Source organism: Asticcacaulis sp. W401b, assembly GCF_046503825.1.
Classification (GTDB): Bacteria; Pseudomonadota; Alphaproteobacteria; order Caulobacterales; family Caulobacteraceae; genus Asticcacaulis.
Genome location: NZ_JBKFEE010000004.1, coordinates 304918 through 324685 on the forward strand (window position 1 = coordinate 304918; position 19768 = coordinate 324685).

20 protein-coding genes are annotated in these 19768 nt (G+C 60.3%); 10 read left to right on the forward strand and 10 right to left on the reverse strand.

Going from position 1 to position 19768, the window contains the following annotated elements; genetic code table 11:
* Window positions 1–308: 308 nt before the first annotated feature.
* The 9 genes from ACK8OE_RS11245 (at window position 309) to ACK8OE_RS11285 (ending at window position 10110) form a co-directional block, all read left to right on the forward strand.
* Entirely contained in the window at window positions 309–1748 is a 1440-nt protein-coding gene (locus tag ACK8OE_RS11245) for an ammonium transporter (RefSeq protein ID WP_290794911.1), read from the forward strand.
* A gap of 85 nt (window positions 1749–1833) precedes the next feature.
* Window positions 1834–2172, forward strand: coding sequence for a hypothetical protein (locus tag ACK8OE_RS11250; RefSeq protein WP_410272687.1), 339 nt, complete (start codon window positions 1834–1836; stop codon window positions 2170–2172).
* Between the two features lie 371 nt (window positions 2173–2543).
* Window positions 2544–3212 carry a TorF family putative porin gene (locus tag ACK8OE_RS11255; protein ID WP_290794904.1) on the forward strand — a complete coding sequence of 223 codons (669 nt, stop codon included), beginning with the start codon at window positions 2544–2546 and terminating at the stop codon, window positions 3210–3212.
* A 143-nt stretch (window positions 3213–3355) separates the two neighbouring features.
* Window positions 3356–5443: a DNA topoisomerase IV subunit B gene (gene parE, locus ACK8OE_RS11260; protein ID WP_410272582.1), complete on the forward strand. Its 2088-nt coding sequence runs from the start codon at window positions 3356–3358 to the stop codon at window positions 5441–5443.
* A 155-nt stretch (window positions 5444–5598) separates the two neighbouring features.
* Window positions 5599–7104, forward strand: a complete 1506-nt coding sequence (locus ACK8OE_RS11265) for a DEAD/DEAH box helicase (RefSeq protein ID WP_410272583.1) — start codon at window positions 5599–5601, stop codon at window positions 7102–7104.
* A gap of 101 nt (window positions 7105–7205) precedes the next feature.
* Window positions 7206–8264, forward strand: a complete 1059-nt coding sequence (locus ACK8OE_RS11270; RefSeq protein WP_410272584.1) for a GGDEF domain-containing protein — start codon at window positions 7206–7208, stop codon at window positions 8262–8264.
* A gap of 98 nt (window positions 8265–8362) precedes the next feature.
* Complete coding sequence (locus ACK8OE_RS11275; RefSeq protein ID WP_410272688.1) at window positions 8363–9121, forward strand: lysophospholipid acyltransferase family protein; 759 nt, start codon at window positions 8363–8365, stop codon at window positions 9119–9121.
* Between the two features lie 78 nt (window positions 9122–9199).
* Window positions 9200–9592: an STAS/SEC14 domain-containing protein gene (locus ACK8OE_RS11280; protein WP_410272585.1), complete on the forward strand. Its 393-nt coding sequence runs from the start codon at window positions 9200–9202 to the stop codon at window positions 9590–9592.
* 95 nt (window positions 9593–9687) lie between these two features.
* On the forward strand, window positions 9688–10110 hold the full coding sequence (locus tag ACK8OE_RS11285) for a hypothetical protein (protein WP_290794879.1): 423 nt from the start codon (window positions 9688–9690) through the stop codon (window positions 10108–10110).
* A gap of 62 nt (window positions 10111–10172) precedes the next feature.
* Here ACK8OE_RS11285 and ACK8OE_RS11290 read toward each other — a convergent pair whose 3' ends face one another.
* The 9 genes from ACK8OE_RS11290 to ACK8OE_RS11330 all read right to left on the reverse strand — a co-directional run bounded on the left by ACK8OE_RS11290 (window position 10173) and on the right by ACK8OE_RS11330 (window position 17578).
* Window positions 10173–10571 (reverse strand): HesB/IscA family protein, encoded by a 399-nt coding sequence (locus tag ACK8OE_RS11290; RefSeq protein ID WP_410272586.1) that lies wholly within the window; start codon window positions 10569–10571, stop codon window positions 10173–10175.
* 71 nt (window positions 10572–10642) lie between these two features.
* Window positions 10643–11074 carry an SUF system Fe-S cluster assembly protein gene (locus tag ACK8OE_RS11295; RefSeq protein ID WP_410272689.1) on the reverse strand — a complete coding sequence of 144 codons (432 nt, stop codon included), beginning with the start codon at window positions 11072–11074 and terminating at the stop codon, window positions 10643–10645.
* Between the two features lie 5 nt (window positions 11075–11079).
* Window positions 11080–12300, reverse strand: a complete 1221-nt coding sequence (locus tag ACK8OE_RS11300) for an aminotransferase class V-fold PLP-dependent enzyme (protein WP_410272587.1) — start codon at window positions 12298–12300, stop codon at window positions 11080–11082.
* Window positions 12290–13348 (reverse strand): Fe-S cluster assembly protein SufD, encoded by a 1059-nt coding sequence (gene sufD / locus ACK8OE_RS11305; protein WP_410272588.1) that lies wholly within the window; start codon window positions 13346–13348, stop codon window positions 12290–12292. Before sufD ends, ACK8OE_RS11300 begins: the two co-directional genes overlap by 11 nt.
* Window positions 13348–14097, reverse strand: a complete 750-nt coding sequence (sufC, locus tag ACK8OE_RS11310) for a Fe-S cluster assembly ATPase SufC (protein ID WP_410272589.1) — start codon at window positions 14095–14097, stop codon at window positions 13348–13350. Before sufC ends, sufD begins: the two co-directional genes overlap by 1 nt.
* The gene (locus ACK8OE_RS11315) at window positions 14090–14473 is read right to left on the reverse strand and encodes a hypothetical protein (RefSeq protein ID WP_410272590.1); all 384 of its coding nucleotides are present in this window, start codon (window positions 14471–14473) and stop codon (window positions 14090–14092) included. The genes sufC and ACK8OE_RS11315 overlap by 8 nt, the downstream gene beginning before the upstream one ends.
* Window positions 14470–15936, reverse strand: coding sequence for a Fe-S cluster assembly protein SufB (sufB, locus tag ACK8OE_RS11320; RefSeq protein WP_410272591.1), 1467 nt, complete (start codon window positions 15934–15936; stop codon window positions 14470–14472). The genes ACK8OE_RS11315 and sufB overlap by 4 nt, the downstream gene beginning before the upstream one ends.
* The gene (locus ACK8OE_RS11325) at window positions 15936–17060 is read right to left on the reverse strand and encodes a cysteine desulfurase family protein (protein WP_410272592.1); all 1125 of its coding nucleotides are present in this window, start codon (window positions 17058–17060) and stop codon (window positions 15936–15938) included. The genes sufB and ACK8OE_RS11325 overlap by 1 nt, the downstream gene beginning before the upstream one ends.
* Window positions 17060–17578: an Rrf2 family transcriptional regulator gene (locus ACK8OE_RS11330; protein WP_126423900.1), complete on the reverse strand. Its 519-nt coding sequence runs from the start codon at window positions 17576–17578 to the stop codon at window positions 17060–17062. The genes ACK8OE_RS11325 and ACK8OE_RS11330 overlap by 1 nt, the downstream gene beginning before the upstream one ends.
* A gap of 200 nt (window positions 17579–17778) precedes the next feature.
* On the opposite strand from ACK8OE_RS11330, the gene ACK8OE_RS11335 reads away from it, so the two are divergent.
* Complete coding sequence (locus ACK8OE_RS11335; RefSeq protein ID WP_126423901.1) at window positions 17779–18429, forward strand: alpha/beta hydrolase; 651 nt, start codon at window positions 17779–17781, stop codon at window positions 18427–18429.
* A 203-nt stretch (window positions 18430–18632) separates the two neighbouring features.
* Here ACK8OE_RS11335 and ACK8OE_RS11340 read toward each other — a convergent pair whose 3' ends face one another.
* On the reverse strand, window positions 18633–19763 hold the full coding sequence (locus ACK8OE_RS11340; protein ID WP_410272593.1) for an anhydro-N-acetylmuramic acid kinase: 1131 nt from the start codon (window positions 19761–19763) through the stop codon (window positions 18633–18635).
* Between the last annotated feature and the right edge of the window lie 5 nt (window positions 19764–19768).

Here is a 19768-nt window from a genome sequence, read left to right on the forward strand (position 1 = left end):
GATTTCAAAGAACAAGTCGCTCCTGAAAAGGGGCGGCTTGTTTGCGTTTGGCGATACAAACCGCCACCCGATACCGTTACGTCAAGCCGGGTGGAAATTTAATTTCAAATGATACCTTTATCGTATCACATGATACCAAAACGTTTTTCTGGGTTTGCGCGTTTCAGACGGCCATATTGACACATAAATGACGCATTGCGCCTCGCGACGCCCGCTCCTCGCCTCAAGTCTTAATAAAACCCTTTGCGAAACAATCGGATGGCGGCACTCTTCGCCAGTGCAACATCCGCTTATCCAAGGGGGATAACTTGAAAACGTGGATTAAATTCTCAAAGGTGCTTGCGGCCTCCGCAGCCCTCCTCATGACGGCTCCGGTCGTCACCGTCGCCCACGCGGCGGCTGTCACTTCCGAAGCTGCGGTTTCGGAAGCGGCCCCGGCCTCAGAGGCTGCTCCGGCTGAAGCGGCTGCGGCCGAAGCGCCGGCTCCGGCCCTGCTCGCTCACCAGAAGCCGCTGGAACTGGACCTTGCGTCCTCGTCCTTCGTCTTCCTTTCGACCGCCCTCGTGCTGATGATGACCCTGCCGGGTCTGGCCCTGTTCTACGGCGGTATGGTGCGTAAGAAGAACGTCATCGCCACCGTGACGCAATCCGTCGCCGTGTCGTGCGTCGCGGGCATCCTGTGGTATGTCGTCGGCTACAGCCTGTCCTTCGGGGTGGCTGACAAAGCGCTGTTCGGTCTTCCGGCCGAGACCGTCAACAAGTTTATCGGCGGTTTCGATACGGTCCTGCTGAAGGGCGTCACCAAGGATACGGCTTTCAATCTGGCCCCCGGCCTGCCTGAAATGCTGTGGATCTCCTATCAGATGACCTTTGCCATCATCACCCCGGCCCTGATCACCGGCGCCTTTGCCGAGCGTATCAAGCTGTCGGGTCTGCTGTTGTTCATGGCCCTGTGGTCGGTCTTCGTCTACGCGCCGATCTGTCACCAGGTCTGGGGCGGCGGCTTCATGGGCAGCATGGGCGTGCTCGACTTCGCCGGTGGCGCCGTTGTTCACGTCAACTCCGGTGTGGCGGGTCTGGTTGCGGCCCTCTTCCTTGGCCGTCGTAAGGGTTATGGCACCGAAGAAATGGCGCCGAACAACCTGATCTTCGTCATGATCGGTGCCGCGCTCCTGTTCGTTGGCTGGATCGGCTTCAACGCTGGCTCGGCCTGGACTCCGGACGGCATCGGTGCGGCCGCCCTGCTCAACACGATCCTGGCGGCACTGGCTGCGGCCCTGTCGTGGAAGCTGGTCGAATGGACCATCCGTCGTAAGCCGTCGCTGCTGGGCATTCTGTCCGGTCTCGTGGCTGGTCTGGTCGCCATCACCCCGGCTGCGGGCTTCGTCAACCCGACGGGTGCCCTGATCATCGGCCTGATTGCGGGTCCGGTCTGCTACGTCTTCGCTTCGTGGGTCAAAAAGCTGCTTGGCTACGATGACTCGCTGGACGCTTTCGGCATCCACGGCGCGGGCGGTGCCCTCGGCGCGGTCCTGACCGGCGTGTTCGCCGATCCGGCGATCAACAGCCTGTCGGAAGGTGCCAGCGTCGGTACGCAGATCATGGGTCTGGTCTATACCATCCTGTGGTCGGCCATCGGCACCCTCGTCATCCTCGTCATCTGCAAGTTCACTACGGGCCTGCGCGTGTCGGAAGCGGATGAAGAAGCGGGTCTCGACTCGGCTCTGCATGACGAAGTGCATCACTAATAGTTAAATACAAACTACGTGATATAGATGGAGCGCCTTCGGGCGCTCCATTTTTTATATCGTACAGTCTCTATGTAGTTTCCACCTGGCCTATCTCTATCCGCAGGAAGACGACCTGAATTTCGAGGAAGTCAAACTGGGCGTTAGCCACCCCCTCGGCAAGGGCACGATCGGTGCAGCGGCCTATTTCAACACAGATGACAATTTCGAAGACTATTTCGAAGTCAACGCCGCCTATCCTCTGACCGATAAGGTGTCCGTTTCCGGCGCATTTGGTGACTATGGCACCTACAATACCTGGAACCTCGGCGGGGCCTACGCCCTCACCTCCAACCTGTCTGTGGACCTGCGTTACCACGATACCGACGTCGATACGCGCTACAGCGACGAACGTGTCGTGCTCAGCCTGAAGGCCGCGTTTTAAGGCGTGAAGCCGGTTTGATCAGGAAACCGCCCTCTGCTCGCGCGGGCGGTTTCTCAGGCTGAGACCGATTCGCTTTTTGCGCACTGCGGCGCAAAAGTAACGCTGCGCCGCAGAAAAACCTCGCCACATTTGCAACACACAGAAAAGAGAACCCGATTCAATTCGAATTTTTATTATTTAAAATCAATTATATAATTGATATTAGCGTGTGTGAATATCGCGTTAGAGATTCGTGACAATTTTACATCAAGCGCCACCAAACCTTCCGCAGGGGGTAGTACGCAGCGTAAAAATTGCTACATTAAATTTCGATTTACACCGCAGTTGCGTACTGCGGGCTATAATCTGAACCATAAAACAGGATACAGATCATGAAGAAGTTCCTCCTCGCCGCTACGATCGCCGCCAGCGCTCTGGTCGCCGGTGCCGCCTCCGCCGAAGGCGCCCTCAGCTACAACATCGCCGCCACCAATAACTATGTCTGGCGCGGCGTCACGCAGACAGACAAGGAAGCCGCTGTTCAGGGTGGCATCGACTACACCAACGGTTCCTTCTATGCCGGCACCTGGGCTTCGAACGTCGATTTCGGTTCAGACGCTTCGCTGGAAGTTGATCTGTATGCCGGCGTGAAGCCGACCGTCGGCAACTGGTCATTTGACTTCGGCGCTATCTATTACGCCTATCCGGATGAAGACGCTCTGAACTTCGGCGAACTGAAGGCCGGCTTCACCCACCCGATGGGCAAGGGCACGATCGGTGCGGCGATCTACACCAACTGGGAAACGCTGGAAAACCCTTACTACGAACTGAACGCGGCCTATCCGCTGACCGACAAGTGGTCGGTTTCGGGTGCCATGGGCAAGTATGAGGCCTCTACGGGCGAATACACTACCTGGAACCTGGGTGCGGGCTACGCCCTGACCTCGAACCTGTCGCTCGACGTCCGCTATTGGGACACCGGCGATCACGATCTGGGCAAGAGCTTCGCTCGCAACCCCATGAAGGAACAGCTCGCCCTGACCATCAAGGCGGCGTTCTAAGCCTTCCGGCCAAGCCATCTGGCATTAAGCCACAGAAATCGGTCGCAAGCCCCTTGGGGTTTGCGGCCTTTTTGTTTATGGATTGTTCACGTCCTCCATCGCCTGCCGGATGGAAATTCACCGAATCGGTCCACAGTACGCGCATGTCCACTACGCCTCCCCAGCCCTCTCTCTTCGGCGGCGACGCCCCCGTGCCTCAGACGGATACGCCTGCCATGCCTGCTGCCAAACCCGCCCCGGCCAAAGCTGAGCCCGTCAAGGCCCCGCCTGTCGCCGCCAGCAAGCCGTCCGCCATGACCGCCGAAGGTTATGGTGCGGATGCGATTGAGGTGCTGGAAGGGCTGGAACCGGTGCGCAAGCGTCCGGGCATGTACATCGGCGGCACGGACGAAAAGGCGATGCACCACCTGTTCGCCGAAGTCCTCGACAATGCCATGGACGAGGCCGTCGCCGGTCACGCCAAGGCCATCTGGGTCGAGCTGGACGCCGAGGGTTATCTGTCGGTACGCGATGATGGGCGCGGCATCCCCGTCGATCCGCACCCTAAATACCCCGGCAAGTCGGCGCTGGAAGTCGTCATGACCGTCCTGCACTCCGGTGGCAAGTTCTCCGGCAAGGCCTATGAAACCTCCGGCGGTCTGCACGGCGTCGGTGTCTCGGTGGTCAATGCCCTGTCCGAAACACTGGAAGTAACGGTGTGGCGCGACGGTTTTGAATGGCAGCAGGTCTTTTCGCGCGGCCTCAGTCAGGGCCCCATCCAGCAGATCGCGCCGTCGAAAAAGCGCGGCACACGCGAACGCTTCAAGCCGGACGAAGAGATTTTCGGCGTCGGTGCGCACTTCAAACCGGCGCGCCTGTACCGCATGGCGAAAGCGAAAGCCTATCTGTTCCGCGGCGTCCAAATCCACTGGAAGTGCGACCCCAGCCAGATCACCGACCATACGCCAGCTGAAGACAAGTTCTACTTCCCCAACGGGCTGGCCGACTATCTGGCTGAGCGCGTTCAGGAAACCGAAACCGTCACCGACATCTTCTCCGGCCGCGTAGAACGGCAAGGTGAAGCCGGGGCCGTCGAATGGGCCGTTACCTGGTCCGGGGCCGGGTTCGGTGAATTTGACGGCTTTACGCAGTCCTATTGTAACACCATCCCGACACCCGACGGCGGCACGCACGAGGCGGGCCTGCGCGCCGCCCTCACCCGCTCGCTGAAGGCCTATGCCGACATGACCGGCGATAAGCGCGGTGGCATCATCACTGCCGAAGACGTGGTGGCGCAAGCGGGCGTAGTCATCTCGGTCTTCATCAAGAACCCTGAGTTTCAGGGTCAGACCAAGGACCGCCTGTCGTCCAGCGAGGCCCAGCGTCTGGTCGAAAAAGCGCTGGCCGATCCGTTCGATCACTGGCTGATCAGTTCGCCCAAACAGGCCGACCGCCTGCTGCAATTCGTCGTCGAACGCGCCGAAGACCGCCTGAAAAAGCGCAAGGACAAAGAAGTTCAGCGCGCCTCAGCGACGCGCAAGCTGCGTCTGCCGGGCAAGCTGGCCGACTGCGCGCGTCAGGACGCCAACGGCACCGAACTGTTCATCGTCGAAGGCGACTCGGCCGGTGGTTCGGCCAAGCAGGCGCGTAACCGCAATACACAGGCCATCCTGCCCCTGCGCGGCAAAATCCTCAACATCGCCTCGGCGACCGCCGACAAGGCCAAGTCCAATCAGGAACTGTCCGATCTGGGGCTGGCGCTGGGCGTACAGCCGGGGGCGCGCTTCAAGGAAGACGACCTGCGCTATGAGCGCATCGTCATCATGACCGACGCCGACGTGGACGGCGCGCACATCGCCTCACTGCTGATCACCTATTTCTACCGCACCATGCCGTCGATGATCCGCAATGGTCACCTCTATCTGGCCATGCCGCCGCTGTACCGCATCAGCCACGGCACCAAGATCGTCTATGCCAAGGACGACGCGCATCGACTTGAAATCCTTGAAAAAGAATTCAAAGGGAAGAAGCCCGAAATCGGCCGTTTCAAGGGTCTGGGCGAAATGATGCCGGCGCAACTCAAGGAAACGACCATGGACCCGAAGACGCGCACCCTGGCACGCGTCACCCTGCCGGAGAATGAGAGCGACATCGAGGATCTGGTCGAAACCCTGATGGGCCGTAAACCGGAACTGCGCTTCAAGTACATTCAGCAAAACGCCGAATTTGTCGGCGATGATCTGGACGTCTGAGCCGCCGCAGCGCAATAAATCTCTGTCCTTTTATGTAAAATCTGATACTAGAGGCCGCAAAGCCTTTACCGGCGTATTTATCGCCGTGTCCGCGCTTACGCGGCGGCTGATTTTTTTTCCTGCGACTGTCCGAAACGGCAACCCTTCAAAGCTGAATGACCAAATTTACCGATCTAGGCCTGAACCCCGATATCCTGAAAGCCGTGGCCGCTACCGGCTACGATACGCCGACCGCCATTCAGGAACAGGCCATCCCCATTGCCCTGATCGGACTGGACGTTCTGGGGATCGCCCAAACCGGCACCGGCAAGACGGCGGCCTTCACCCTGCCGATGATCGAGAAGCTGGCTTCGGGTCGCTCGCGGGCCCGTATGCCGCGCGCCATCGTGCTGGCGCCGACGCGCGAACTGGCCGATCAGGTGGCCGAAGCTTTTGAGAAATATGCCAAATATTGCAAGCTGAACTGGGCCCTGCTGATCGGTGGCGTCTCCATGGCCGATCAGGTGGCCAAGCTGGACAAGGGCGTCGATGTGCTGATCGCTACGCCGGGCCGTTTGCTCGACCTGTTTGAGCGCTCCAAGGTGATGCTGAATGGCGTGCAACTGATGGTCGTTGATGAAGCCGACCGCATGCTCGACATGGGCTTCATTCCCGACATCGAGCGCATCTTCAAGCTGACGCCGCCGTCACGTCAGACCCTGTTCTTCTCGGCGACCATGCCGCCGGAAATCACGCGCCTGACCGAGCAATTCCTGAAGAACCCGGTGCGTATCGAAGTCTCGCGCCCGGCAACGACCAACGAAAACATCACCCAGTACGTCTATCGCGTGCCGTCGGGTGACTCCAAACTGCTGGCCAAGGCCAAGCGTCTGGCCCTGCGCACCCTGATAGGGCAACTGGAGATTAATAACGGCATCGTCTTCTGCAACCGCAAAACCGATGTCGATATCGTCGCCAAGTCCCTGTCAGTACACGGCTTTAACGCCGCCCCCATTCACGGGGATCTGGATCAGTCCCTGCGCATGAAGACGCTCGATGCCTTCCGCAGCGGTGAGTTGAAACTGCTGGTGGCTTCGGACGTCGCGGCGCGCGGGCTCGATATCCCCAGCGTCAGCCATGTGTTCAACTTCGATGTGCCACATCACGCCGATGACTATGTGCACCGGATCGGCCGCACAGGCCGCGCCGGTCGCACGGGTGAGGCCTATCTGATCCTCGCGCCCAACGATGAGAAGAACTATGACAAGGTTCTGAAGCTCATCAAGAAAGAGCCCAACCCGCTGGAGCTGGACGTCGATTGGAGCCCGCTGGCCGATGCGCGTCCGGAACGGGAAAAGCCCGCACGCGGTCGCGGTGAACGCACGGAGCGTGACCGTTCGGCCCGCCCGCGCCGTGAGCGTGGTCGCAAAAGCGAATCAGCCCCTGAGGCCGTCGCCGAAGTCGCGGTCCCGGAAGAAGTCGTCGTGGACGCCGCTCCGCCTCCGGAGAAAAAAACGCGCCGCCGCAAATCTCCCGCGGCAGACACCCCGCCGCCGCGCGCAAAGGCGGTCTCTGACGATTTTCCGTTGAAAGACAATGAGGACAGCCTGCCCAAAGGTCCGGACAGTCAGGGTTTCGGCGGCCATGTGCCTGCCTTTATGCTGCGCAGCGCCTACCGCTGAGGGCAAGGGTAAAGCAAAATAAGTTCCCGCGTTAACCGCCTGTCAGAGAAATTGACTTAATGTGTTTCTCGTCACCCGATTCGTGACACAAGGAAGCCTTTATGAGCAACGACATAGAAGTGAGCGTTCGCAGTTCCAATGCCTATAGTCTGGCCGTGGAGGCCATTCGGCTGATGGAAGTGCACGGGGTCTGGCCGACGCCGCTCAATTATGAAATCTGGCTCTATGTCGCGGGCGATCCCAACTCGGCTCTGGCGCAGGAGATTCATCGCCTGATCGGTTCGGGTGAGAAGATTACCGAGGAAATCTCCGAAAGCCTCGCTTCGAAATTCATTTCCCGCCTCAAGCTGAATGATGAGGTGCGCGACGCAGGCCTGCGTCTGACGCGCGAGCTGGCCTCGGTCAGCGATGTCATCAACGAAGCCCAGAAGGCGCAGAAAGACTATAACGAGACGCTCGAAGGTGCGCGCACCAGCATTGATGGGGATTCGGACGCACAACGCCTGCGTCAGCTTGTCGGGCGTCTGACGGATGCCACCTCGCAAATCCTCAACCAGCACGCCCATTTCGAAGTTCGCCTCAGCGAATCCTCACGCGAAGTGGCGCGTCTGCGCAAACACCTTGATCAGGTGCGTCTGGAAGCCATGACCGACGCCCTGACCAATCTGGCCAATCGTAAATCCTTCGACGAAGCGCTGGAACGCCATTGCGACAGCGACGAAGGCAAGAATATCACCCTGGCCGTTCTCGACATCGACCATTTCAAACGCTTCAACGACACCTGGGGCCATCAGACGGGCGATCAGGTCCTGCGTTACGTCGCTTCGGTCCTGTCACGCATCGGTCGCGCCCCGCGCATGGCCGCGCGTTATGGCGGTGAAGAATTTGCCATGATCTTCCCCAGCGAAAACATGGCCGTCGTCGAGCGCCTGCTCAATGAAGCGCGGCAGGAAATCGCATCTCGGGTACTCAAGCGCCGTTCCACCAATGAAGACCTGGGCACAATCACGATTTCCGTCGGCATTGCCGAGCGTGACTATGGCGAAGACGCCTACGACCTGCTCGACCGCGCCGACAAGGCCCTCTATCAGTCGAAGAACAATGGCCGCAACATGGTCACCTGCGCCAAATCCGCCTTGAAAGCGACCGACGCCGCCTGAGAAATATAACTGGGAAGATATAATTTGAACATTGTTCAAATTTATGCGACAAGAAGCTGGTGACGATTCCGTCACTGGCTTTCTTTGTGGATACCTCCATGCGCGCCTTTGCGTTCGCTCTCGCTTACTGGGTTTTCTCCATCGCCTACAGCCTGATGGCTATTGGCCTGTCACTCCTGCCGGGTCGCAAACCGGTTTTGTGGGTGGTGCAGCGCTATACGCGGCGGATGGTCTGGGCCATGCGGGTACTGGCTGGCATCCGGCTTGAGGTCCGCGGCCGCCACCTCGTCCCGGACACGCCGGTCATCTTCGCCGCCAAGCATCAGTCGTGGGGTGACGGCTTTTGCCTCTATTCGCAGTTCGAGGACGTGGCCTTTGTCACCGGCGATCATCTGGAAAAGTTCCCGCTGATGGGCACGCTGCTGCGCAAGCTGGGCGCCATTGTGGTCAACAATTGCGGCGGTCACGAAGCGCGCCGCAGCCTCAGCCAGCGCTCGGCCGAAGCCGACCGTGACGGTCGCCACATCCTCATCTATCCCGAAGGTCACCTCAATGCGCCCGGAACCTATCGCCGCTATCGTTCCGGCGTGTGGCACATGTACAGGAATTTCAACCGTCCCGTGGTGCCCGTGGCCACCAATCTCGGCCTGTTCTGGCAGGAAACCCAGTATCGCAAAACCGCCGGCACAGCGGTGCTGGAATTTCTTGATCCCATCGCGCCCGGCCTCGACAAGGCGCAGTTCATGGCTGTGCTGCAAGCGCGCATCGAAGGCCGGACTCAGGAACTGATCGCCGAAGCCCGCGGCGGCCCGGTTGAACCTTCCGAATTGATCACTGAAGGGGCCGTTCCGGCTTAAATACAGAAGATATAAGGTTTTTTTAACAGACGCTCGTTAGGGGATACAGCAGCCCTTCCCTGTTCTGTAAGGTTCGCCGTGCCGCGCCCTCTCCGTCTCTCCCATCTTATCGACACGGATAACAACCTGCTGATGGTCACCGCCCGCGGCGACTATACCAGCGAAGGCTTTGTGGACGCCCTTATCGACCTTTATCAGCAGATCGAGAAGCCCTGGCTCTACGACCGTATTCTGGATATGCGCTCGGCTCAGGGCGTGGTTGAACTGTCCGACCTGATGCGGGCGGCCGCGTGGCTGGCTCAGGCCGCTGGTACGCCGCCTCCACCGCGCCGGCGTCTGGCCCTCATTTCCAACGACCCGTTCGACCGTGCGCGCCTGAACGCTCTCGGTGACGCCTTCCCCAGGGCCTTCATACAACTCTTCGACCGCCGTGATGAAGCCATCGAGTGGTTGGCTTCTTCACAACCTTAACCGATTACCGAAACGGCATTTCACTTTTAAGCTAAGCGGATTTTAAGCATTGCCCGCTACACTCGGCTGGCACGTCACAAAGTCACAGCTTACCCATGTCGCAAAAATACCGCCTCAGCGTCTATCTGGATGAAACCCATTCCATCCTCATTGCCCGCGTCTTCGGCCCCTTCCCCAGCGCCGAGCTTTGCGACCGCTTCATCGAAGCCTATGCCGAAATCGGCGAGCCGTGGCGTTATGACCGTCTGATCGACTTTCGCCGCTATACCGGCCATCTGGAGGACGAAGACCGCCAGCGCTTTGCGCAGACCTGGGCCGAATGGACGCGCGATTTCCACGACGGACGCCGGGTCGCCTTTGTGACGCACGACGCGGTGGAAGAGGTGTATATCCAGCAGGACTACGCCTCCTTCCCCAAGGACACGATGCGCAACTTCTATACGGCAGATGAAGCGCTCGACTGGCTGACCGGGCGTAGTGGGGAAATCGAGTTTGTGCCGCTCGCCCTGCGGGCCTGAGGCTGATTAGTCTGCTTCCGTAGCTGCGGGCTTGATCGTTACACTTTCGCCGCAGCCGATTTTTAGTCAGATTCCGTGGCTGCGGGCTTGATCGTTACACTCTCGCCGCACCCACAGGCATCCGTCTCGTTCGGGTTGTTGAACACGAACTTCGACGCCAGCTTCGTCGTCTCATAATCAATGACCGTGCCGACCAGATACAGCACCGCCTTGGGTTCGATCAGTATGGTCACGCCCTTGTCGGTGACCACCTCATCCAGCGGGTCGGCGGCTTCGGCATAGCTCAGCACGTATTCCTGACCGGCGCAGCCGCCCTGCTTCACACCGACGCGCAGACCCACATAGGGCTTGTCGGCCCGCGCCATGATGGCCTTCACCTGGGCGGCGGCTGCATCGGTCAGCGACACGATGGCCGGACGCGGCCGACGGGGACGAGGCGTGATAACAGGCAGAATATCCATAGCTATCTCTGCGGCCTTTTACACTGACGAAAGGGGGCGCATGGGGGAAACCGCGTTTCCTCCCATGCAAACTAGAACATATTGAGCTGAAGCTTGGCCTCATCGCTCATTTTGGACGAGTCCCACGGCGGATCGAAGACCAGATTGACGTGACAATCCGCAACGCCGCGCACGCCCATCACCGCATTCTGCACCCAGCCCGGCATTTCGCCGGCCACCGGACACCCCGGCGCGGTGAGGGTCATATCGACCACCACTTCGCGGTTGTCATTGATATCAACGCGATAGATCAGGCCCAACTCGTAGATATCGACCGGGATTTCCGGATCGAACACCGTCTTGAACGCCGCGATCAGTTCGTCGGTCAGACGATCCAGCTCTTCCTGAGGCAGAGGTTCGACCGCCGTCGTCTCTTCCGGCGCAAACAGCTCGGCCTGCCCCGGTTCGATAGCCGCTTCGCTGGCGTCCTCAGCGGACAGGGAAATGATCTCGTGCTTGGACATGGTCATTACTCAAAAAACCCTTGCGCCTTTTCAACCGCCGCAATCAGCGCGTCGATCTCGGCCTCGGTATTGTAAAGCGCGATGGAGGCGCGCACGGTTGACGTCACCCCCAGCCGCGTCATCAGGGGTTCAGCGCAGTGCGTCCCCGCCCTCACCGCTATATTGTAGCGGTCAAGGATCTGCGCAACGTCATGCGCGTGGGCCGCGCCCAGAGAAAAGGTCAGGATCGACCCTTTTTCTGCCGCTTCGCCATAGATGCGCAGGGCATTGATCTTTTTCAGTCCCGCATGGGCGCGTTCATACAGCGCCATTTCGTGCGTCGCAGCGGACTCACGGTCGATCTGCGACAGCCAGTCAATGGCGGCTTTCAGCCCGATGACCTCAAGAATAGCCGGCGTCCCCGCCTCAAAACGGTGCGGCGGCTCGGCGTAGGTGATGCGCTCTTTGGAAACGTGGGCGATCATTTCGCCGCCCCCCTGCCAGGGCGGCATGGCCTCCAGCAGGTCATAGCGGCCCCACAGCACGCCAAGCCCCGTCGGGCCGTACAGCTTGTGCGCCGAAAAGGCATAGAAGTCGCAGCCCAGCGCCTGCACATCGACGGGCAGATGCACCACGCCCTGACAGCCGTCGATCAGCACCTTCGCACCCACGGCGTGGGCCTTGTCGGCGATCTCGCGCACGGGGTTAATGGTGCCCAGCACGTTCGACATATGCGCCACGGCGACCAGCTTAACGCGATCGGTCAGCAACTGATCGAACGCCGCCATATCGAGGCTGCCGTCGTCAAGGATCGGCACCCATTTCAGCACCGCGCCCGTGCGCTGCGCCAGCATGTGCCACGGCACGATATTGGCGTGATGTTCCAGTTCGGTGATGAGTATTTCATCACCGGCCTTGATATGGGCCTGCCCCCAGGTCTGGGCGACGAGGTTCATCGACTCGGTGGCCGACTTGGTGAAGATCACCTCTTCCGGGCGCGCGGCATTGATGAACTTCGCCACCGTCTCGCGACCAGCCTCAAAGGCATCGGTGACCTCATTGGCCAGCCGGTGCAGGCCGCGGTGCACATTGGCGTAGGACTGCGCCATGTGATGGCTCATCGCCTCGATAACCGCGGTCGGCTTCTGCGCCGAGGCCCCGGAATCGAGATAGATCAGCGGCTTGCCGTTGATCTGCCGGCTGAGGATGGGGAAGTCGCGGCGGACCGCTTCGACATCAAAGGGCATAGAATCCCTCCGTCTTGTCAGCAATCCAGTTCAGCACCATCTCACGCAGGGCCTCATCCTCGATCTGCTCGGCGACCGGCACCACAAAGGCCTGCATCAGGAGGGCGCGCGCCACCTCTTCAGGCATACCGCGCGACTGACAGAAGAACAGCGCCGACTCGTCCAGCGCGCCGATGGTATTTCCGTGCGCGCACTGCACATCGTCGGCGTAGATTTCCAGCTCCGGCTTGGCGCGCACGCGCGCCCCGTCATTGAGCATCAGGGCCTGATGGCGCATGCGTGCATCGGTGCCGTCGGCACCCTTTTCGACATAGATGCGGCCCTGGAACACCGCCGTGGCGCGGTCCTTGACGAGGCCCTTGATCAACTGTTGCGTCGCGCCATCAACCTCGGCGTGGTTGACGCGCGTCGTGTAGTCGAAATGCGCTGTGTCTTTCAGCAGATAGGCCCCGTGCATCTCGACCTGCGCACCGTGCCCGGCTTGCGCGACATGGGTTTCAAAGCGCTGGAACTTGGCGCCTGTGGCGAAGACATACTGCTTGAAGACGCTGCCCGGCGCGGTGGTCACGGTCGAACGGCGCACCGACACGGCGCTTTCCGGCTCATCGAGAATGACCACGCGGATCAGCGTCGCCCCTTCGGCCACGTCGAAGTGCAGGACCGTGCTGGCGGCATAGTCCAGCGCCCCGCTATAGTCTTCCAGCAGGATAAGGTGTTCACCCTCGCCCAGGGTGATGCGGCCCTCGCCCTGATAACCGGCCATAGCGCCTTCTTCCCCGACATCGCTCATGTCGAGGTAGAGACGACCACCTGAACTCTGAACGGCTTTGGAAACGGCGGCTTGCAGGTCAGCCAGTTGCCCGTCACCCGCACAGTGCCAGTAGAAGCCCCCGAAATCAACGGCTTCGGCCTGAAGATGCGTCAGCTCGGCGCGCGCCGGCACCTCCCGCAGGGCGCGCGACAGGTCGGAATATTTCCATTCCTCATGACGCCGCGTTGGGTAGGACGACGGGTCGAACAGATCGAGCGGGGTCAGGTCAAACGCCATTACGCCGCCTCATTGACATAGCGGTCATAGCCGTGCGCTTCCAGTTCCAGCGCCAGTTCCGGGCCAGCGGAATGAACGATCTTCCCATCGACAAGGATGTGGATGTGGTCGGGTTTGATATGATCAAGCAGGCGCTGATAGTGGGTGATAACCAGCATACCGCGATCATCGCTGCGCAGGGCATTGACGCCGTCCGACACCACCTTGAGCGCGTCGATATCGAGGCCCGAATCCGTCTCGTCGAGAATCAGGAACTTCGGTTGCAACAGCGCCATCTGCAGCACTTCCATGCGCTTCTTTTCGCCACCGGAGAAGCCGACATTGAGCGGACGTTTCAGCATGTCCATGTCGATTTTCAGCGTCTTGGCGACCTCGCGGATGGTCTTGAGGAATTCGGGGGCCGACATCTCCTCTTCGCCGCGCAGTTTGCGCTGGGCATTGAGCGCCGTGCGGATGAAGGTCATGGCCGGCACGCCGGGGATTTCCAGCGGATACTGGAACGACAGATAAAGCCCCGCCGCAGCGCGCTCATGCACATCCTTGTCCAGCAGGTCTTCGCCGTTGAAATCGACCGCCCCTTGCGTCACTTCGTAATTCGGCCGCCCGGCCAGCGTATAGCCCAGCGTCGATTTCCCGGCACCATTGGGGCCCATAATGGCGTGCACTTCACCCGCCGGAACGTTCAGGTTCAGGCCCTTGAGGATGGTCTTGTCGTCAACGCTGACGGTGAGGTTTTCGATATTAAGCATTGTTATTGTTCTCTTCTTCCGTGACCAGACCGAAAGTTTGCGTCACCTCGATCTTGCCAACGATAGCCGCGTTGAAAGCGTCAAGCTCCTCCGCAGGCACCCAATATTCCTCGTGTTCACGCCCGCCAACGATCTTCTTTTCGTAGGCGCTCAGAACATCCGTCCGCACGTCAAAGCGGGTCACATAACCCCGGTGGTCATCATTATGAACAGCATTCCAGTCGCGAGCGATTTGAGCGGCATAGCCTTCATTCGTAACCGGATAGAAAATGGGCTGCTCAGGCAAACGCGGCGGAAACGCCCTCCATCCGGTCGCTTCGATCAGTCGAAGTTCGGCAGAGCCTACGGGACGATACAGTGTAGTGGCTTCCGTCATCCCACGCTCCCCTCTAGGCTGATGGCCAGCAGCTTCTGCGCCTCGACGGCAAATTCCATCGGCAGCTCCTGCAACACTTCGCGCACGAAGCCGTTGACCAGCAGCGCCACCGCCTCTTCCTGCGACAGGCCGCGCTGCATGGCGTAGAACAACTGATCCTCGCTGAGGCGGGTCGTCGTCGCCTCGTGCTCGAACTGCGCCGAAGCGGTGTCGGACTCGACATAGGGCACGGTGTGGGCGGCACAGGTCTTGCCGATCAGCAGGCTGTCGCACTGGGTGAAGTTACGCGCCCCACCCGCCTTGGCGTGGGCGGAAACCAGCCCGCGATAGGTGTTGGACGACTTGCCCGCCGATACGCCCTTACTGATGATGCGCGAGCGGGTATTCTTGCCCAGATGGATCATCTTGGTGCCGGTATCGGCCTGTTGCATGCCATTGGTGACGGCGATGGAGTAGAATTCACCCACGCTGTCGTCACCGCGCAGGATGCACGACGGGTACTTCCACGTCACCGCCGAACCGGTTTCCACCTGAGTCCATGACACTTTCGAGCGTGCGCCCCGGCAATCGGCGCGCTTGGTCACGAAATTATAGATACCGCCCTTGCCCTCAGCGTCGCCGGGATACCAGTTTTGCACGGTCGAATATTTGATCGAGGCGTCTTCCAGCGCCACCAACTCGACCACGGCGGCATGAAGCTGGTTTTCATCGCGCATCGGCGCGGTACAGCCTTCCAGATAGGAAACGTAGGCCCCCTTGTCGGCGATAATCAGGGTGCGTTCGAACTGCCCCGTATTTTCCGCATTGATGCGGAAATAGGTCGAAAGCTCCATCGGACAGCGTACGCCCGGCGGCACATAGACGAACGACCCATCCGAAAATACGGCGGCGTTCAGCGCGGCGAAATAGTTGTCCGACACCGGGACGACCGAGCCGAGATATTCTTTCACCAGTTCAGGATATTCGCGTAAGGCCTCGGAAATAGAGCAAAAAATAACGCCCGACTTCTTCAGTTCTTCCTTGAAGGTGGTCACGACCGACACCGAGTCGAACACCGCATCGACGGCGTATTTCGGCGCCGTAGCGACACCGGCCAGCACTTCCTGCTCTTTGAGCGGGATGCCGAGTTTGGCATAGACGGCCAGCAGTTCCGGATCGACCTCGTCCAGACTGTTCAGCTTGGGCTTCGGCTTGGGCGCGGCGTAGTAATAGAGGTCCTGATAATCGACCTTCTGATAATGGACCTTGGCCCAGTCGGGCTCGTCCATCGACTGCCAGCGCTCAAAGGCCGCCAGACGGTAATCGAGCATCCATTGCGGCTCGTTCTTCTTGGCCGAAATGAAGCGCACGATGTCGGCATTAAGCCCCTTCGGCGCGTATTCCGTCTCAATATCGGTGACGAAACCGTGCGCATAGGTCTCAAGTTTTTGAACCGTTTCAATGGTTTCCTTGACCGCTGCCATCAGGCGCTTTCCTTTACTCTACCCGCTTGCCGGGCGTGATGCTTCGCATAGCCCGTGGACCAAACCTCTATGAATTGTTGCCAGTCGGCGGTGCTTGTCGTCCATCCGGACGAGACGCGCAAGGCCTTGTCCGCCACCTCAGAAAGCCCCATAGCCTCCAGAACGCGGCTCGATTTGACCTTGCCCGACGAACAGGCCGACCCCGATGAGACGCAGACGCCCGCCATATCCATGTGGATAAGCTGAAGCTGCGCCGTCCAGTCAGGGACGGTGAAACAGGTAATTCCCGGCGCGCGCGGTGCCTCTTCGCCCACAATGGTCGCACCGAGCGCCTTCAGGGCCGCCTCGGCCTCGGCCTGAGCGGTATCGGTCATCGGCCGCGCGTGGCGGGTGGCTTCGGCAAAACCGGCGATCCCGGCGATGTTTTCCGTACCCGCGCGATGGCCGAACTCCTGCCCGCCACCGGGAATGGCGGCGTGAATGTCGCGGTCCGCGCTGTAGATCAGCGCGCCCACGCCCTGCGGCCCGCCGATCTTGTGCGCCGCGAGCGACAGGCTATCGGCCCCCAACGCTTCAAAGTCGATCGCGACCTTGCCCGCCGCCTGCACCGCATCGACGTGCAGCCAGCCACCGGCGGCGTGGACCTGATCGGCGATCTCACGGATGGGGTTGATCACGCCGGTTTCGTTATTGACCCACATGACCGCCACAAAGGGCTTGCCGCCTGCGTTCAACAGTTGATGCAAGGCCTCGGTATCGACTAAACCTGACCTGAGCAATGGCACATAAGCCACGGGCAAACCATAGCTTTCGGCAGCCTTATAGACGCTGTCGTGTTCCCCGACGCTGACGATCATTCGGTCAAAGCCGCGCGACTGACTGAGCGCCAGTTGATTGGCCTCTGTCCCCCCCGATGTGAAGATCAGACGCGCCGGACCGACGCCGTTGACGAAGCCAAGCACATCGTTGCGCGCCTCTTCGAGCCGCAGCTTGGCCTTACGCCCCAGGGCGTGCACGGACGAGGCATTGGCCCCGATCTCCCACGCCCGGAGCATGGCCTCGCGCACCTGCGGCCGGATCGGCGAGGTGGCGGCGTGGTCCAGATAGAGGGGCGCGTCTGCCATCAGGCCAGTTCCCTTTGGGCATCGACCGGGAAACGGTTTTCGATCGTCACCCGCTTGCGCGTGCGCTTATGCACCACGTCGTTCAGCGATACGGTCGAAAGGTAGTCGTGGATGGCAAAGCCCAGATCTTCCCACAGATTGTGCGTCAGGCAGCGCTGCCCGCCCGGCATACAGCCGATTTCGCGCGCTGCATGTTCCTTAGACAGACGTTTATTGGCCCCCAGCTTGTTGGACGTCAAAGCGCAGCGCGTCGCCTTGATCGGCTCATCGACGGCCAGCACGATCTCACTTACAAACAGCGCGTCCGCCGTCCGCGCCAGCGTGTAGCCGCCGCCGGGACCGCGCGCGCTCTTGACCAGTCCGGCCTTGCGCAAGCGGGCAAAGAGCTGCTCCAGATAGGACAGGGAAATCTGCTGACGCTCGGAAATTTCGGACAGGGAGATGGGTTTGCCCTGAGCATTGAGCGCCAGATCCGTCATGGCCATGACGGCGTAACGTCCCTTGGTCGATAATCTCATGCCGTCAGTCCTGTGGCTGCCCTCGGCTAAATCGCAACAGGTCGATGAAAAACCTGCCCAAAGCCGAAAAGAGTGTGCTAAACGGCTTGCCTGATAAGGGGGCGCCGTCTTCCCTGCGCGGGACATAGTAATCCTGACTATTATAGTCAAGAATTATGCGCCGCACCATGACACATTTTATTACGAAACAAGGGTTCTATATGCCTGAAGTGATCCTCGCCGGTGCCGCCGGTCGAATTGAGGCCCGATACACCGCCGGAAAGACGGACAACGCGCCCATTGCCCTGATCCTTCACCCCCACCCCAAGGCCGGCGGGCACATGAATAACCCGGTGACGGCGCAGCTGTTCCACCTGTTTATGACGCGCGGCTTTTCGGTGCTGCGCTTCAACTTTCGTGGTGTCGGCAAGTCGCAGGGCGAATTCGATTCGGGCATTGGTGAGCTGGCCGATGCGGCGACCGCGCTCGACTGGCTTCAGGCCAAGAACCCGACAGCCTCGCAATTCTGGGTCGCGGGCTATAATTTCGGGGCCTATATCGGTATGCAATTGCTGATGCGCCGCCCGGAAACCGACGGCTTCATCTCGGTATCGCCGCCAGCCAATGCCTATGATTTCAGCTTCCTGGCCCCCTGCCCGGCCTCAGGCCTGTTCATCAATGGCTCGGCCGATTCGGTGGTACCGCCAACCGAGGTCGAGCGCGTCGTGGCCAAGCTGCGCACGCAAAAGGGCATCACCATTGCCCACGAAGTCGTGGACGGCGCGGGCCACTTCTGGACCGAGCACCTGCCGGAAATCGAAGGCCGCGTCGGCGGTTACCTCGATCGCCGTCTGGCCGGTGAGCTGGAATAGGGTTTGAAGGACGCTTCGGCGTCCTTTTTAATGGCGAAACCAAAGTCCTGTGGCCAATTTTGTTTTACCACAGATGACACAGATGACCGCCAAAAGGCGGTCACACAGATGGGCTGAGCAAGTGGCCAAAGTCTTAAATACAACTCTAAATCTGTGAGAGGCCCGCCTTGCGGGCCGCATCTGTGGCCATCTGTGGAGAACACTCAGGCGCTGCGGCGTGCGCTTTCGGGGCGATAGATGACCCCACCGGTTAGCGGCGTCTTCACACCCGTGGTGCCGGGGAAGGAAATCGGCAGGCCTTTCAGCGACCGCGCGGCCATATAGGCAAAGGCCTCGGCTTCGATCGCGCCGCCGCGCCAGCCGAGGTCTTCGGCGATACGCACCGGCGCAATGTCGGCCAGACGCTCACGTAACACCTTGACGAGGTGGCGGTTATTACGGCCGCCGCCGCACAGAATGATGGCCGAAGGCGTCACGCCCGCGCGCACGATCTCATGGCGCAGGCTTTCGACGGTAAAGGCCATCAGCGTTGCCATACCGTCTGCGTGGCTGAGGTGGCGCACACGCTCCAGCGTAAAATCGTATCGGTCCAATGACTTGGGTGCCGGGGCTGCGAAATAAGGGTGGCTCAGATAATCGGCCACAATGGCCATATCCGCCCGGCCTTGTGCGGCCACCGCGCCATCTTCATCGAACCATTGGCCGGTGTGTTGCCGCATCCACTGATCCATCAGACCGCTGGCCGGGCCGGTATCGAGCGCCGTCAGGCCGTCCTCGCTAATCACGGTGATATTGGCAACGCCCCCCAGATTGACAACGACTACGGGCAATTCCAGACCGGCCTTCTGCGCCAGTGCGCGATGATAGACGGGCGCCAGCGGGGCCGCCTCACCGCCCGCTTCGATATCGGCGCGGCGGAAGTCGCAGACGACGGTCAGGCCGGTTTTTTCGGCCAGATAGGCCCCATCGAACAACTGCACGGTCCGTCCCGGCACGCCGTCCTTTGGCCGTTCGTGCAGTACGGTTTGCCCATGCACCCCCAGGGCGTCAAAATCCCGAATATTCAGACCGTTTTCGCTCAAAAACTGCCCCAGAGACTGAAGATGATAGTCGGCGATCACGCGCCGCGCCGTGGCGAAACTGTCCGGTTCCGCCGTGCCACGCGGCCAGTTGAGCGCGTCCTTTGTGGCGGTCTCCAGAACGGCGCGTACCTCAGACGGCATGGGCTTTTCGGCAAAGGGCCCGAAGCTCAGCTCAGCCTCACCGTCGGTGTCCAGCACCGCCATGTCGATGCCATCGAGCGAGGTGCCGGTCATAAAGCCGATGATTTTCATGCGAA